The sequence below is a fragment of the Marinomonas balearica genome (assembly GCF_004362145.1).
Classification (GTDB): Bacteria; Pseudomonadota; Gammaproteobacteria; order Pseudomonadales; family Marinomonadaceae; genus Marinomonas; species Marinomonas balearica.
This window is the reverse complement of record NZ_SNXC01000011.1, coordinates 272572-288220: the sequence shown is the minus strand read 5'-3', so window position 1 is coordinate 288220 and position 15649 is coordinate 272572. Positions and strand designations below refer to the sequence as shown.

General features: G+C 45.2%; 12 protein-coding genes. 2 read left to right on the top strand and 10 right to left on the bottom strand.

The window, feature by feature from the left end:
• Positions 1–102: 102 nt before the first annotated feature.
• On the top strand, positions 103–924 hold the full coding sequence (locus tag DFP79_RS08730; RefSeq protein WP_133503576.1) for a hypothetical protein: 822 nt from the start codon (positions 103–105) through the stop codon (positions 922–924).
• Positions 925–939: 15 nt separating this feature from the next.
• On the opposite strand, the gene DFP79_RS08725 is transcribed toward DFP79_RS08730, so the two are convergent.
• From DFP79_RS08725 to modA, 6 genes are all read right to left on the bottom strand, one after another.
• Positions 940–1473 carry an outer membrane beta-barrel protein gene (locus DFP79_RS08725; RefSeq protein WP_133503575.1) on the bottom strand — a complete coding sequence of 178 codons (534 nt, stop codon included), beginning with the start codon at positions 1471–1473 and terminating at the stop codon, positions 940–942.
• Positions 1474–1599: 126 nt separating this feature from the next.
• Complete coding sequence (gene erpA / locus DFP79_RS08720) at positions 1600–1941, bottom strand: iron-sulfur cluster insertion protein ErpA (RefSeq protein WP_133503574.1); 342 nt, start codon at positions 1939–1941, stop codon at positions 1600–1602.
• 74 nt (positions 1942–2015) lie between these two features.
• A complete protein-coding gene (prfC, locus tag DFP79_RS08715) occupies positions 2016–3605 on the bottom strand; it encodes a peptide chain release factor 3 (RefSeq protein WP_133503573.1) in 1590 nt (529 codons plus the stop codon).
• Between the two features lie 185 nt (positions 3606–3790).
• Positions 3791–4864 carry a molybdenum ABC transporter ATP-binding protein gene (gene modC, locus DFP79_RS08710; RefSeq protein WP_133503572.1) on the bottom strand — a complete coding sequence of 358 codons (1074 nt, stop codon included), beginning with the start codon at positions 4862–4864 and terminating at the stop codon, positions 3791–3793.
• Entirely contained in the window at positions 4861–5583 is a 723-nt protein-coding gene (gene modB, locus DFP79_RS08705) for a molybdate ABC transporter permease subunit (RefSeq protein ID WP_133503571.1), read from the bottom strand. Before modB ends, modC begins: the two co-directional genes overlap by 4 nt.
• Positions 5584–5721: 138 nt before the next feature.
• The gene (modA, locus tag DFP79_RS08700) at positions 5722–6522 is read right to left on the bottom strand and encodes a molybdate ABC transporter substrate-binding protein (RefSeq protein ID WP_133503570.1); all 801 of its coding nucleotides are present in this window, start codon (positions 6520–6522) and stop codon (positions 5722–5724) included.
• 125 nt (positions 6523–6647) lie between these two features.
• Here modA and DFP79_RS08695 point away from each other — a divergent pair, with 125 nt between their 5' ends.
• A complete protein-coding gene (locus DFP79_RS08695; protein WP_133503569.1) occupies positions 6648–8717 on the top strand; it encodes an alkaline phosphatase D family protein in 2070 nt (689 codons plus the stop codon).
• A 59-nt stretch (positions 8718–8776) separates the two neighbouring features.
• Here DFP79_RS08695 and DFP79_RS08690 read toward each other — a convergent pair whose 3' ends face one another.
• The 4 genes from DFP79_RS08690 to DFP79_RS08675 all read right to left on the bottom strand — a co-directional run bounded on the left by DFP79_RS08690 (position 8777) and on the right by DFP79_RS08675 (position 15517).
• Positions 8777–11884: an efflux RND transporter permease subunit gene (locus DFP79_RS08690; protein ID WP_133503568.1), complete on the bottom strand. Its 3108-nt coding sequence runs from the start codon at positions 11882–11884 to the stop codon at positions 8777–8779.
• Positions 11885–11889: 5 nt separating this feature from the next.
• Positions 11890–13107 (bottom strand): efflux RND transporter periplasmic adaptor subunit, encoded by a 1218-nt coding sequence (locus DFP79_RS08685; protein ID WP_133503567.1) that lies wholly within the window; start codon positions 13105–13107, stop codon positions 11890–11892.
• Between the two features lie 236 nt (positions 13108–13343).
• Positions 13344–14246, bottom strand: a complete 903-nt coding sequence (locus DFP79_RS08680; protein ID WP_133503566.1) for a DMT family transporter — start codon at positions 14244–14246, stop codon at positions 13344–13346.
• Between the two features lie 89 nt (positions 14247–14335).
• Entirely contained in the window at positions 14336–15517 is a 1182-nt protein-coding gene (locus DFP79_RS08675; RefSeq protein ID WP_133503565.1) for an FAD-dependent monooxygenase, read from the bottom strand.
• Positions 15518–15649 lie beyond the last annotated feature (132 nt).

Sequence of the window (15649 nt, the reverse complement as noted above, 5' to 3'; positions counted from 1 at the left end):
AGTATAGACCATCCACTCAACCTTCCCGAATACTGACCGTTAACCTCAATATAACGTATATATCAGCATCTGACTGATAGTCTATTTGTGAGGAGGGCAGTTATGCTATTTATTGATCCCATTACGAAGTTAAACCTAAAATCGGGACAACAAAACGAGCCGATAAAACGCCGTACACCATTACCCAAGCTCCTTCAAAATGAAGTCGACATAAGCTCTGATGCCCACACCGTCAGAGAAATCACACTGCTTACCGATCAATCGCACAATTTGCTACCTGAAGATTGTTTAATCGCAAACTTATTGGCTGCAGTCTTTGATACATGCGAAAAAAAGCACACACCCACAATACCACTACAATCAATCAAGCAGCAGAACAACAGCGAGATTATTCTTCAAACCCCTCCCATTCCAAACTCATGGAACGAACGTTATTCCAACGAAATGTCTCAAGCACATCAAAAATCAGAGGAATTCATTGCCACGGTTCCTGTTATTTGCAAAAACGGTTACTCAATCGACTTTAAATTATATTTAGAACTTGGATTAGGCTCACCAAAAAGAGCCAGCTTATTTGAAGCATCGCTAAAGCACATCGACGCGTTACCGATCAAAACACCGTATGAATTCGATTACATCTCAAGCCTGCCCCATGAATTGACCTTTATCGTGGATCAAGATGGTGAAGAAGACCAGATACAAAAGTTGTTGGACAATCACAATGAAGATTCAAAGCGTCACGTAAAATACGAACACGCGGTCGAACTAAGAGTCTGGCTTATTAACCCAAACCGCATTGTCCCCGTCATCTTAGGGGATGCACACCTTGGTTACGTATACGTTGGGAACGTCGCCCTAAATCAAAAAAGAACACAAGCTGAGGGCACTTCTATAGAGCCCAACAGCATCAACATAGAAGCTTAAAATAGTTAGGTAACATCAATCAAAACGATAGGCAAAACCGACGGTGGTAGAACTCTCAGATTCTCCCTGCTTAACACTTGCAGCGATCAAACTGTAATTAACATTGACCGACCATTGATCGAACAGCTCATGCTCGACGCCAAAACCTAATCTTCGTGATGTTTGACTCGAACCAGATTCCGGCGAAACATCCACCTCAGCCAACCCAAAGAAAAAGTAAGGTCTAATGACCCCGTTATCATACCCAAACTGCACGTCTGCATACGTCATATTAACAGACAGATCATCACCACCATCTGTTTGGGGAAAAGACTTAATTCCGTTTGCCATCCCAGCCTTCAAACTGACTGTATTATTGAATCTATAGACAACAGCATAATCTAGTGCCATTGCATCCAAGCCCTCTTCCTGAAAACCATGCGCCTCGGAATCCAAATACAAAGAAGTAAAGCCAAGATTAAATGACCAAGGAGACTCTGCATAACTTCCACTCGCAGAGAACAGACATAATACGATACCGCTACATTTTCCAATCAGTCGAAACAACATACCATCCTCAAAACGAAAAAGCCCCAATATCGTAGCCTAAAATCAGGCCTTCAGATACTCGGGCTTTCTACAATAAAACAGACAAAATAGCGTAACTATTTCACTCGCCTTATTTCCATACAGCAATCAAACACTAAAACTTGCACCACAACCACAGGTTGAAGTTGCGTTTGGGTTCGTTACAGTAAAACGAGCACCTTCTAGGTTTTCTTGATAATCCACCTCGGAGCCAACAAGGTATTGAAAGCTCAACGGATCAACAACCATTCGCACCCCTTCACGTTTCACTTCTGTATCATCTTCCTGATACTCTTCGTCAAACGTAAAACCGTACTGAAACCCTGAGCAACCACCACCTGTCACGTAAACACGCAGCATCAAACGCTCGTTCTCTTCTTCTTCGATCAAAGACTTCAGCTTGGCCGCAGCCGCCGCAGTGAACTCAATAGGATCTACAGACTCAACCATTTTTACCGTTCCCAGAATACTTTTACTATTAAAAGAGATTATCTTCTTAACCAAGTATTTTAGTCAAGTATTCATTAATGTTCACGCGTAGAGCGGAATGCAACCTCAGGGAAACGCTCTTGCGCTAAATTCAAATTTACCATTGTCGGTGCGATATAAGACAAATTATCACCGCCGTCCAAAGCAAGGTTCACCTGATTTTTACGCTTGAACTCTTCGAGTTTTTTGGCATCATCACATTCAATCCAACGCGCCGTCGCGACGTTAACACCTTCATAGATTGCTTCTACATTGTATTCTGCTTTTAAGCGTGCAACGACAACATCAAACTGCAGCACACCAACAGCACCAACAATCAAATCATTATTTTGAACAGGACGAAAAACCTGTACAGCACCTTCTTCTGAAAGCTGAACCAAACCTTTCAAAAGCTGCTTTTGCTTTAATGGGTCTTTTAGACGAATTCGTCTAAACAGCTCTGGCGCAAAGTTAGGAATCCCCGAAAACTTAAGGTTTTCACCTTGAGTAAAGGTATCACCGATTTGGATTGTGCCGTGATTGTGGAGGCCGATAATATCACCTGCAAACGCTTCTTCTGCACGCGCACGATCCCCCGCCATAAAAGTAACCGCATCAGAAATACTGATATTTTTCCCAAGGCGGACATGATTCATTTTCATACCCTGTTTATAAGAGCCAGAAACGATACGCATAAAAGCAATACGATCTCGGTGTTTAGGGTCCATATTCGCCTGAATTTTAAACACAAAGCCGGAGAATTTTTCTTCTTTTGCATCGATTTGACGCGCAGATGTTTGGCGAGGCAAAGGAGCAGGCGCCCATTTGGTCAAACCATCTAGCATATGGTCAACACCAAAGTTACCTAGTGCCGTACCGAAATAGACAGGCGTTAGCTCTCCCTCTAAAAACAGCTCGTGATCAAACTCGTTTGAAGCTCCCATAACAAGCTCAAGCTCTTCACGTAACTGAGCCGCTAGCTCTTCACCTACTGCTTCGTCTAAATCTGGATTATCCAGACCTTTTACCGTACGTAGCTCCTGAATCGTATGACCCTGACCCGTTGAATACAGAATCGTCTCATCACGATGAATGTGATAAACGCCCTTAAATTCTTTACCACATCCAATGGGCCACGTAATAGGAGCACACATGATGTTAAGCTCGCTTTCGACTTCATCAAGTACTTCCATTGGATCACGAATATCACGGTCCAATTTGTTCATAAACGTAACAATGGGCGTATCTCGCAAGCGCGTAACTTCCATTAGTTTACGAGTACGATCCTCTACCCCTTTCGCGGTATCGATTACCATCAAACAAGAGTCAACAGCCGTCAGTGTTCGATAAGTATCTTCAGAGAAATCCTCATGCCCTGGTGTATCCAAAAGATTTACTAAGCAATCATTGTATGGAAACTGCATAACAGACGTGGTGATCGAGATACCACGTTCCTTCTCCATGTCCATCCAGTCTGATTTTGCATGCTGGTTTGATCCACGCCCTTTAACTGTTCCGGCTTGCTGAATAGCGCGTCCAAAAAGTAACACTTTCTCGGTGATGGTTGTTTTACCAGCATCCGGGTGAGAGATAATCGCAAAGGTGCGACGCTGATCAATTTGATGTTCGAGCTGCGAGTTTGACATGTCTGAGTATGGGTTCTTTAAATTCGATGAGTAAGCCTGCCAATTCAAAGTGGCATAGCATAAAAAATTGCGCGTATTTTCGCTGAAATCGAAGAAATAGTCGATAGAGAAGCAACATTTAGTCAAAATGCGACCAACTTAAAGAGCGATTATGAACACGCCCCCTCCGTTTCCTTTGGCCAAAATCAAATAATCGCGACGGTTTTGATATTGGCCCAAACACGTTGACCAATCTGCAAGTTAAGCCTTTGGCAGGAGTAACGAGTAATGTGCGCAAGAAGAAAACTATCGCCCACTTTAAGTTTTAAGGTAACGTAACCCTGCGAGCCATCATCACTCATATCTTGTATTTGGGCTTGCAGTTGATTCAAGAAGCTTGAATCAGAGTGATACGACAAAGACACACTGATGTCTTTCGCTAATATTCGCGCTCTTGCGAATTGGCCTTGCTCTAGGCATAAGCTGTTTATTTTCAGCGTGCCACCATCGAATTGAAGATCCGCAAGCTGCCATGCGTGTTCGATGTCGGTAATTCGACCTTCTAAAATGACACTGGCGTCTTTTCCTAGCAGTTTATCGGTTGTTAATGAGGAAAAAACATTGGTCACCGCGCCATGCTGAACGACTCGCCCTTTTTCCATCAAGATGACATCGCCAGCGATTCGAGAGACCTCCTCTAACGAATGCGTAACGTATAAAACAGGAATCGAAAGCGCTCGTTTTAGCCTGTTTAAATAATCCAAAATGCTGTCTTTACGTGTGCTGTCCAACGACGCCAACGGTTCATCCATCAGGAGAATATCGGGTTCGGTCATCAAAGCACGAACAATCGCAACACGCTGAGCTTCTCCACCCGATAGCTCTGCGGCAGAAGCATTAAGCAAAGGGCGAATGTCGGTAAGGTCTATAAGATGATCAACCTGCTCTTGCGCGATTTTTTTCTTCGCACGCGTTCGAGCGTAGTTCAAATTGCCTTTAACGGTTAAATGCGGAAAGAGGTTTGCTTGCTGGAAGACATAGCCAATTGAGCGTTGATATGGCGCTAGACAGACACCCTCATCTTGCCATGTATTCCCGTTAATATTCACTTTCCCTACGGCTTTATCCAACCCTGCGATACAGCGTAGCAAGGTGGTTTTTCCGCAGCCCGATTCACCAAATACGGCAGTAATGCCTTGCGTATTCAGCGCAAGCTCTACCTCTAACTGAAAGCGTTCGGATCTCTCTAACCATAAGCGAATATAACTTTGTTGCGTCATAAAGCGCCCTTATTGCGACTCGAAGGCTTGCGATTCATTTTCTTGCGGTTCATTTGCTTGCCATTCATTTGAGAGTAAACGAGCAACAGAACCACAAACGAAAACAGCAACATGCCGATCGATAAGGTATGCGCCTGAGCGTAATTTAAGGCTTCTACATGTTCGTAGATTTTCACCGAGATCAGTTGGGTTTCTCCCGGAATATTGCCGCCGATCATCAACACAACACCAAACTCCCCAATAGTATGCGCAAAGCCCAACACGGCTGCCGTGGTATAACCGACTTTTGACAAAGGAATCACCACGGTAAAGAATCGATCCAATGGGCTGGCACCAAGTGTTGCCGCTGCTTCGAGAGACTCCTCCTGAATCGATTCCATCGCATTTTGTAAGGGCTGCACTACAAAAGGAAGAGAGTAAATAACCGACGCCACCACCAGCCCCCAAAAGGTAAAAGGCAAGGTGCCAAGCCCCAAGGTTTGAGTCAACTGCCCCAGCGTACCTTGTGGTCCAAACGCCACCAGCAAATAAAAGCCCAACACTGTCGGCGGTAAAACAAGCGGCAACGCAACCACCGCGGCAACCACGCCTCGCAATCGCGACGAGGTGCGTGCAAGCCACCAAGCGATAGGCGTGCCTATCACTAACAGTATAAGGGTGACCAGAAACGCAAGTTTAATGGTAAGCCAAATGGCGCTTAGGTCGCTGCTGTCTAACATTTTGATTTATCAACGTTAATTGTTTATGTGTGTGTTTTCTAAAACTCAGATAATTAGTATAAAGATCTGACTAGGGAATGATAGACAAATGCCCTCTCTTCGATACAAGAATACATTCGTTACCGTTAAGACTATACGCTACGGGCTTAGGTATCCATGAGCCTCGATCACCTCTTTGACACTTGGCGCTTTGAGATAATCCGTAAACTGCTTTGCGGCATCTAAATGACGGCTCGATTCCACAATAACGGCGTCTTGCTTTATCGGTGAATACAACCGCGTTGGGACTTTCCAAACGGTGTTGCTAGGTTGGTTTGTGACTTGCGACAAGGCGACAAAACCAAGTTCGGCGTTACCAGACACGACGTATTGATAGGTTTGGTTAATGTTTTCGCCCGTTACGAGTTTGGTCTGTATTTGCTCTGTTAACGAGCCATTCTGCACCAGTGCTCGTATAACTTGTTCTGCGGCTGCGCCGTAGGGCGCTAATTTTGGGTTGGCAATGGCCAGTTTATTGAACTTTTGGCTCATTACTATTTGTTTTGGTGTGTTCGACTCATCGGTCAAACGCGGTGCGAATAACGCAAGTTGTCCTTGAGCATAGGTGAACTGACTATCACGAACGGCTAAGCTTTCCGCTATTAGCCGATTGGGTTTATCTTGATCAGCTGAAAGGAAAACATCAAACGGCGCACCGTGGCGAATCTGTGCGTAGATTTTGCCCGATGAGCCATAGGATACTCTGACCTTGTGTGAAGTCTGCGCTTCGAAGCCTTTGACAATGCTGGGCATAAGAGAGGCAAAGTTTGAGGCGACCGCAACATTTAAAATATCCGCCCATGTTGCGCTTGAGAAAACTACACTGACTATCGCCAGAGCACTCCATTTTTTCCAGTTACGGGCTTTCCTCTGAAGGTTTTTAAACACGTTCGATTTCATTCCCTTTGTCCGCCTCTTTATCCGCTTAGACACGCAATAAGTTTGCGAAAAATGTCATCAATGTTAGCCTTAAAAGATAAATTAAAACAATCTGTTTCAGTTCATTATTTGTCATCGGAGCCTCAATGACATCAACGGATACTTTAGAAGAATCAAACACTCAGCTTCCCGCTGTTATCGCGGGACCCATTCTACGAAAGCTCGACGCACGATCGGCGACTTTTTGGCTGGCGTGTTCAGAACACTTCGATGTCCATTTTGGTTTCTTTTTAGGCGATTGTTTTGTAGGTCATTCAAGCAATGCCCCCTATACACTCGTCGAGACAACTCAACAAAATCACGTCATTAAACTGAGTGAATCGCTATGGATTATGTTGGTAACGGTCGAGTTTCAGGCACCACTACAGCCCAACACCGCCATTACATACGAAGTAACCTTATCGAAAAATAATACCAATACAGCGGGCGAGATTCCGTTTTCAATTCCATTTGCAGAGTGGGGAAAAACGCTGTGTTACGCTCAAGAAGAACGACCTTCATTTGTATTTAAACCTAAAGTCGACAATGTGCTGCACGGTTCTTGTCGAAAACCTCATCATCGAAACGCCATCGATTCAATCAACGTCGATTGCGGTGACGGTTTGGCTGTCGCTGACGATCATCTGGCATCGATCATGGAACAGGTCGGCTCAGTAAAGTCCGACTCCGTAAAGGCCGATTCTACAAAAGCCAAACGTGTTAAAAAATGGCCGAGTGCCTTGGTCATGTCGGGGGATCAAATCTACGCCGACGATGTCGCTGGGCCAATCTTGAATGCCATTCATCAAGTGATCGCATTGCTCGACCTCCCGAGCGAGTCATTGCCAGCAAGTGATGCAAATAAAACATTTGAAGCCTTGCATACACGCATTGATCTTTACTACCAACGCGAGTCTGTCTTGCCTATGACAGATCTATCGGACGAGGTTAAAAAACAGTTCTTCTTCGGGGGAAAAAAGCCGATATTCACGAGTAGCACGGCGCACAATCATTTAATGAGTTTCAGTGAAATGGTGGCGATGTATTTATTGGTTTGGTCACCTGAACTGTGGCCATTTTTGAACCTCGTAGCACCCACTGAGTTGCGCCCTGAAACGCGCGACCAATACCACCACGAGCTAGTAAGCATTAACTACTTTGTCGAACACCTCTCCAAAGCACGTCGTGTTATGGCGCATCTACCTACCGCCATGATGTTTGACGATCACGACATTACCGATGATTGGAACCTCACCGCAGGTTGGGAACAGGCCGCTTATGAGCATCCTGTTTCAAAACGGATTATTGGTAATGGCCTGATGGCGTACTTTCTATTTCAAGGCTGGGGCAATAACCCAACTCAGTTCGACCAAGCCTTTATTAAAACGTATCAGACCGCCATTAAGGAACTGGGGACGCAAACGCACGACGATGTGATTCAGACATTAATACGATATGACCGTTGGCACTATGTTTGGGAGACCTGCCCTGCCTTAGTAGTGTTGGATACTCGAACACACCGTTGGCGCTCAGAAAGCAACCTAAACAAACCCTCTGGTCTTATGGATTGGGAAGCACTCACTGACTTGCAAAGTGAGTTAATAAACCGAGACAGCGTGTTACTTGTCTCCCCTGCCCCCATCTTTGGGGTTAAGCTCATTGAGGCGATTCAAAAGGTGTTTACCTTATGCGGTAAACCTCTATTAGTGGACGCTGAGAACTGGATGGCGCACTCTGGCTCAGCACATACTTTAATGAACTTATTTCGTCACCCGAAAACACCGAAAAACTTTGTGATTCTCTCTGGCGATGTTCATTACTCGTTTGCGTACCACGTGGAAGTGAAAGGGCAATCGAGCAGTCCGAATGTTTGGCAGATTACCAGCAGTGGTCTTCGCAATGAATTTCCAGATAACTTGCTAAGCTGGTTTGATCGGTTAAATCGTTGGCTCTACGCACCTTGGTCGCCACTTAACCTCTTTACCAAACGGCGGGGAATGTGGGTTTCTCCATGTAAGCCGGATAAACGAAACAAGGGTGAACGTTTGCTAAATGGCGCAGGCGTAGGCTTTGTAAGATTGGGCAATGACGGTGCACCAATAGAGATAGCACAGCTATTACCAAAAGGGGAAAAGGTCAGATTCCTCAAAAGCGATGACGATCGCCAATTTGAGTAATCTGACCTAAATAGCCGTAAACGAATCTACTCTTCACCCTCTCGTAGAGTTAATCGTCTTTACAAATGCTCTGATCGCTTTGGAAACAAGCGACGTACGACCACAAAAAACAATGGAACGAAGAAGATCGCCAACACCGTTGCTGTAAGCGTACCGCCGACAATGCCAGAACCAATGGAGATACGGCTGTTCGCTCCTGCGCCAGTAGAAAGCGCCAAGGGCAAAGTACCCACAATAAACGCCAACGATGTCATGATGATTGGACGTAACCGCAAGGTTGCACCTTCTTTTGCCGCTTCCCATACTGTTGCACCACGTCGATAGGCTTCTTCTGCAAATTCGACAATCAAGATCGCATTTTTTGAAGACAACCCGATGGTGGTCAAAAGTGCAACTTGGAAATACACGTCGTTTTCCAGCCCTCTAATATAGGCGGCAGCAGCCGTACCTAAAATCCCCAATGGTATAACCATGATGACAGAAAAAGGCACAGTCCAGCTTTCATACAATGCGGCCAAGCACAGAAATACAACCAAGATTGAAATCGCGTATAACATTTGCGTCTGACCGCTCGATTGACGTTCTTGGTAAGACAAGCCACTCCAAGCGTACGACGATCCTTTCGGCAATTGCTGAGCTAAACTCTCCATTTCATCCATCGCCGCACCAGAACTAAGACCTTGTGCAGCCGACCCTTGAACTTGATACGATGCCAAGCCATTAAACCTCGATAGACTACTTGGGCCATACGTCCACGAACTCTCAGAAAATGCAGAGAAAGGCGTCATCGTATTGCCACTGCCGCGCACATACCAATGTTGTAAATCATCTGGATCTGAGCGGTATTGCGCATCGCCCTTGATGTAGACTTTTTTAACACGTCCGCGGTCAATAAAGTCGTTTACATAAGATCCTGCCCACGCCGACGAAATGGTTGTGGTTATGTCACTCATTGACAAACCTAATGCGGAGGCTTTTTCTTGGTCGATGTCTATGTGCAACTGCGGTTTCTCTGTTTGGGCGCCCATGCGAACACCTGTCAGGATCTTGCTCGTACGAGCATCCGCTAATAGTTTGTCGCGCATCTCGATCAAGGTTGCACGGTCAGTATTGCCCGATGCCTGAAGTTGAAAGGTAAAACCATTACTCTGACCTAATCCCATAATGGACGGCGGAAGCAAGGTAAAAATCTGCGCGTCTCTAAGACCCGCAAATGCGCCCCAAGAGCGACCCGCAATGGCTTGCGCGCTCGCCATAGGACTTGTACGCTCAGACCAATTTTTTAACAAGACAAACGCCATACCTGCATTTTGTCCACTGCCCATAAAATTGAAGCCACTGATAGTAAAAATGTCTTTTACATAGCTACCTTCGGTGTTCAGGAAGTGATCTTCCACCTCGTTCATCACATCGTTGGTACGAGTTAATGACGCTCCTTCAGGCAAACTCACCATAACCATGATGTCACCTTGGTCTTCTTGAGGTAAAAAACCACCAGGAAGATTTCCCATCATTGCCCATAAGCCACCAATGATAATGCCATACAGAACGAGCCAGCGAACTGGCTGCTTCACTACTTTAGCAATACGACCAGAATAGCGCCCGGTCGCCCAATCAAAGCTTCGATTGAACAGTCCGCCCAAGCCTTTTTTAGCGGCATGATGATTTGGTTTCAATAAGGTGGCACAAAGTGCTGGGGAAAGTGTTAAAGCAACGATAACGGACAATATCATTGAAGACACAATCGTAATGGAAAACTGACGGTAGATTACACCTGTTGATCCACTAAAGAACGCCATGGGTAAAAATACCGCAGAAAGTACAACGGCAATCCCCACCAATGCGCTGGTGATTTCTTTCATTGATTTGATGGTTGCTTGTCTTGGTGACAGTTTTTCTTCTTCCATCACCCGCTCGACGTTCTCTACCACAACGATAGCATCGTCCACCAGCAAACCGATTGAAAGCACCATGCCGAACATCGTCAGTGTATTTATGGAATAACCAAAGACTTGAAGCACACCAAACGTACCCAACAAAACAACAGGAACCGCTATTGCCGGTATCAAGGTCGCACGCCAGCTCTGCAAGAAGACAAACATGACAATCACAACCAGTGCGATGGCTTCGAACAGTGTCTTTACCACCTCTTCAATGGAGATTTTAATAAAAGCAGTATTGTCTTTAGGAAATGAAATTTCATAGCCGTCTGGCATATTGCGAGCCAGTTCGGTTAACTTATTTTTCACTAGCTCAGAAGTGGACAAAGCATTCGCGCCCGGTGCAAGCATTACAGCCATACCGGATGCAGGATGTCGATTTAAACGTGGAACGTAATCGTAACTTTCACTGCCTAGCTCAACCGAAGCAACGTTACTCAGGCGAACCGTTGCTCCATTGTCGTCATACTTCAAAATAATGTCGCGAAACTCTTGTGGTGTTTGAAGCTTCGATTGTGCGGTCACTGTTACGTTCAACTCCTGACCGACTTTTGAAGGACGTTGCCCCAAGCTCCCTGCTGCTACTTGAATGTTTTGAGTGGCAATCGCAGACGACACATCGGAAGGCATCAATCCGTACGATGCCAACTTCAAAGGATCCAGCCAGATTCGCATAGCATACTCTGATCCAAATACCCGAACACTGCCTACACCTTCGATTCGAGAGACAGAATCTTGGATACTTGTTATGAGGTAATCAGACAGATCGCTTGCGCTGTCTGTATCCGTTTCATCGTACAATGCAGCAATTAACAAGAAATCGCTTTGCGATTTACTGACGGATACACCTTGCTGCTGAACAGACGTAGGTAAACTCGACGTCACTTGCTGAATTTTGTTTTGAACCTGCACTTGCGCCGTGTCTGCGTCTGTACCTTGTTCAAAAACCACGTTAATGCTCGCTCGCCCAGCGGATGTGCTCGACGATGAAAAGTAGAGCAACCCATCCAAACCTGTGAGCTGTTGTTCTAATATTTGAGTAACACTGTTTTCGACCGTTTCAGCAGACGCTCCCGTATAAGTAGCGCTGATTTGAACGCTCGGTGGCGCCACATTAGGATATTGCGAAATGGGCAATTGGGTAATCGAAAAACCACCCGCCAGCATAATGACGATCGAAATAACCCATGCAAAAACCGGACGGTTAATAAAGAATTGCGCTAACATCGCCGTTATTCCCCTTGCGGCTGAGTGGAAGTCGCTTCATTCACAGCGACCATTGCACCACTTTGCGTGTCCATTTGCAGTTGAACGGTATTTACCAAACTGCCTGCACGAATTTTTGCCGTGCCTTCAACAACAACCCAATCTCCCGCATTGATGCCACTGACCACCAGCCATTGATTTCCCAATGCTCGCTCTGTTTTCAAAATACGTTTTTCAATTTTGTTCTGATCATTTACAACAAAAGCAATTGGATTGCCTTTTAGATCGCGACTGACACCTTGTTGAGGGACGAGCAACGCCTGTGCGTGGTCAATGTCGTTAATTTTGCCGCGTACAAACATACCGGGTAATAACAGGCCATCAGGGTTGGGGAATTCAGCACGCAAGGTCACACTGCCTGTTAATTCATCAACGTTAATCTCTCTCGCTTTTAATTGACCGATATATGGGTAAACCGAATTGTCTTCTAACGTCAGCGATACACTCTGAGAACCCACCGAGACGTCGGCTTGATGAAGTAAATTTCGTACTCGCAGTTGATCAACACTTGTTTGAGACAAATCGACAAAGATAGGATTTGTCGAACGAACGGTCGTTAAGCTCGTTGATTGACCTGCGGTGACTAACGCGCCAACCGTCACTTCTGAAATCCCTACGCGACCAGAAATAGGTGAGGTGATTTTGGTGTGTTCCAGATCAATCTGAGCCGTTTCTAAAGCGGCTTCTGCTTTTTTCTGGTTGGCTCTCGCTTCCAAGTAAGCCACTTTTGCATCATCAAGGTTTTGTTGAGAAACGTTGTTACGCTTTCGCAGCGTTTTATAGCGCTCATAGGTCTGTTTGGTTGAAGTGAAACTCGCCTTGGCACTTTCAAGTGATGCTTGCGCTTGTTTTACTGCAGATACATACGTGGAATCGTCGATATCATAAAGCACATCACCCGAATTAACTGTCTGCCCTTCTTCAAACAATCGACGCTCTATAATACCGCCAACTTGAGGTCGAATTTCTGCCACCAAACTGGATTTGGTTCTTCCAGGAAGCTCTGAAGTTAGTTGGATAGACTGAGGGTTAATCTGAACAACGCCGACATTGACGGCTTTTGGTTTACTGAAGGCCGCTTTCTTCTCTGAAGAGGCGGTCTTATCCGTCGAGGATTCCTGACACCCGACTAAGATCAATAAAGCAGCAAATGCCACTGAAATTTGTTTGAATTTTGGCAACATGCTCGCTATCTTCCTATCAATTTCGTATGAGAATGAACGTTATTCTCAATATAATCGAATACACAGGCTCAAAAAACCGAGAAACGTGTAAACAAATGAAATCTAATAAGTCTTTATTTGACGAATCGAATTGCAAAGAAGTGAGTACGGGCACTTTGAAGCAAGCGCCGTACCATTAGAACGCATAAAACCGAAGCAACGCACTCGCAGACTCATCTTTTTATAAAGAATGAGTATTACTGCGACGGCCTTTTTTTTTGAAAAAAGGAACGAACCGCCGACCATTTCGAAACTAACATAGAAATAAAAACAAAAACACACCCAACCAATTGCCAACCAGACATCCGCTCAGAATACCAAAGCACGGCAAACAGAGCGGTCCATACAGGCTCAAGGTTCATAATGATCGCCGCATGACTCGCAGACGCTAAGCTCATCCCATAGGTCTGAAGTAAAAATCGCAACGTGGTCGCAATAAAGACACTTGCAAAAAACCACCCCAATGTAGACAAAGAAACAGAACTGGGCACTTCCTCTGTCAACAGCGAGACAATAAGTATCATCACTCCCGTCACAAAAAGCTGAACAGCCGTTAATCCAAATGAGTTGATCGTGGTAGAAAGCTTAGACAAAAACGTGAATTGCAAAGCCAAAAAGACAGCCGCGATAAAAAAGTAAAGCTGTGCGAATTCAAAACCAGTGGCAGACTGCAAACTGCCCAATGACAAAAATGCCAAGCCCATGATCGCAAAAGGCAATGCAAACCAAATACTCGTAGGTGGAGAATCTTTAAATACGAGACGAGCCACCAAGGGAACAAGCACCACCCCTAAACTGCTGATGAATGCACCGACACCTATATTTTGGATTTGATCTAAGCCAATGATCCAAAACATCATCGCCAACCCCATCAAACCACCGACAAAGCTTGCGTGTTTCCAGCCTTTCCGGTTCATGCCCAAAACCGATTTTGGCGACACTAACGTCAGTATAAAACCCGCCAAAATAAACCGTGTAGAGATAAAAAAGAGAGGGGGAAGTTCATGCAGCGATTCTTTGGAAAAAATCCAACCAAAGGCCGCTAGAATAGTCACCAAGACCAAGATTAACTCGGCTTTTAACGAAGCTCCTTTAAACAATCGAACCGTCCTATTTATATCAAAATGGTGTTATATAGCTTGATGTATCGACATCAATGAAACGTAATGCGTGATTGGCTATGATGACTTTAGACCTTAGTTGCATCATAACCGTATAAAGGATCCAGCTTACTGTTTGAGATCGACGGAATTAAACGTGTCGCCAAACGCACTGCATTTAAACGAAGCACCCCCGCCATGCCTCCGTGCATATGAAACAACGACGTATTTGACTTGGACATTTCCTGAATTTCACGCGTTCGCATTAATCGCTTTTCTTGATATTGAAGAAGCCCACGTTCATCGCTCAATTCTTTTAAACAGGTCGATAATACATAGGCATCTTCAATCGCCATTGCTGCGCCTTGTGCCATAAAAGGCAGCATTGGATGACAGGCATCGCCCAACAAAACCGTTCGTCCGTCACACCATGAATCCAAATAAGGCCGAGCGTTTAACGCCCAGATAAAGCTTGCGTCGCACGCATCCAATAACCGAGTAACCGTAGGATGCCAACCCGAAAAAGACGCACGTAACGCTTTAACATCCCCTTCCTGACGCCAACTCTCGCTTCGCCAAGTATCCTTTTCTTCCACCGCTACAAAATTGATCAGCTCTCCGCCCCGAAGATAATAGGTCACTAAATGTTTACCCGGCCCAGCCCACACACTTGCCTCAGGTGCAATGGTTAACTCAGGATGATCTTTTGTATTGATCGTGCCACGCCATGCAACTTGTCCAGTGAACTCAACAGGTTCATCACCTTTCATCTGTTTACGAATCGTTGATTTGATGCCATCAGCACCAACCAAAATATTTGCGTCTAACTTATATTTCTCGGTGAATACAATCACGCCATCACGTGTATTTTTATAACCCGTTACCGAACAGTTAAGCTTAATCTCAACGTTACACTCTAAGCACGCTTGATATAAAACATGAATTAAATCAGCTCTGTGCAAATGCCAATAAGGTGCTTGATAGCGGCGCTCAGCAACACCTCCTAATGGAGACTTTAAAAAATACGCTCCCGATTGGTAATGCCGTATTGCGGCATACTTTGGTGAAAACGCTGCGTCGGCTAAGGTTTCTGACACACCCAAAGCTTGCAAAACCTTCATTGCGTTTGGGCTCATTTGCAGCCCTGCGCCCACTTCTTTGATCTCATGCGCCTGCTCTAACACCGTTACGTCAAAGCCTTGCTTAGCACACGCCAACGCCGCCGCTAAACCGCCAATCCCAGCACCTGAAATAACAACTCGTTTCACCATATTTTTATGCTTCTTAATGCCTACTGACCCAAAGAGACCTTTGCTTGTGACTTCGTATGGATCTCTACTTTAAACAATTTAACCCACTTCTATGTTTACAGCGCCCGACACGGTAGAATACCGCAATTAAAG

Bases quoted from the DNA above. Each gene is read 5' to 3' on its own strand.
- DFP79_RS08725 (WP_133503575.1), bottom strand. From the start codon at position 1,473: ATGTTGTTTCGACTGATTGGAAAATGTAGCGGTATCGTATTATGTCTG.
- DFP79_RS08675 (WP_133503565.1), bottom strand. From the start codon at position 15,517: ATGGTGAAACGAGTTGTTATTTCAGGTGCTGGGATTGGCGGTTTAGCG.
- DFP79_RS08690 (WP_133503568.1), bottom strand. From the start codon at position 11,884: ATGTTAGCGCAATTCTTTATTAACCGTCCGGTTTTTGCATGGGTTATT.
- erpA (WP_133503574.1), bottom strand. From the start codon at position 1,941: ATGGTTGAGTCTGTAGATCCTATTGAGTTCACTGCGGCGGCTGCGGCC.
- prfC (WP_133503573.1), bottom strand. From the start codon at position 3,605: ATGTCAAACTCGCAGCTCGAACATCAAATTGATCAGCGTCGCACCTTT.
- DFP79_RS08730 (WP_133503576.1), top strand. From the start codon at position 103: ATGCTATTTATTGATCCCATTACGAAGTTAAACCTAAAATCGGGACAA.
- DFP79_RS08685 (WP_133503567.1), bottom strand. From the start codon at position 13,107: ATGTTGCCAAAATTCAAACAAATTTCAGTGGCATTTGCTGCTTTATTG.
- modB (WP_133503571.1), bottom strand. From the start codon at position 5,583: ATGTTAGACAGCAGCGACCTAAGCGCCATTTGGCTTACCATTAAACTT.
- modC (WP_133503572.1), bottom strand. From the start codon at position 4,864: ATGACGCAACAAAGTTATATTCGCTTATGGTTAGAGAGATCCGAACGC.
- DFP79_RS08695 (WP_133503569.1), top strand. From the start codon at position 6,648: ATGACATCAACGGATACTTTAGAAGAATCAAACACTCAGCTTCCCGCT.
- modA (WP_133503570.1), bottom strand. From the start codon at position 6,522: ATGAAATCGAACGTGTTTAAAAACCTTCAGAGGAAAGCCCGTAACTGG.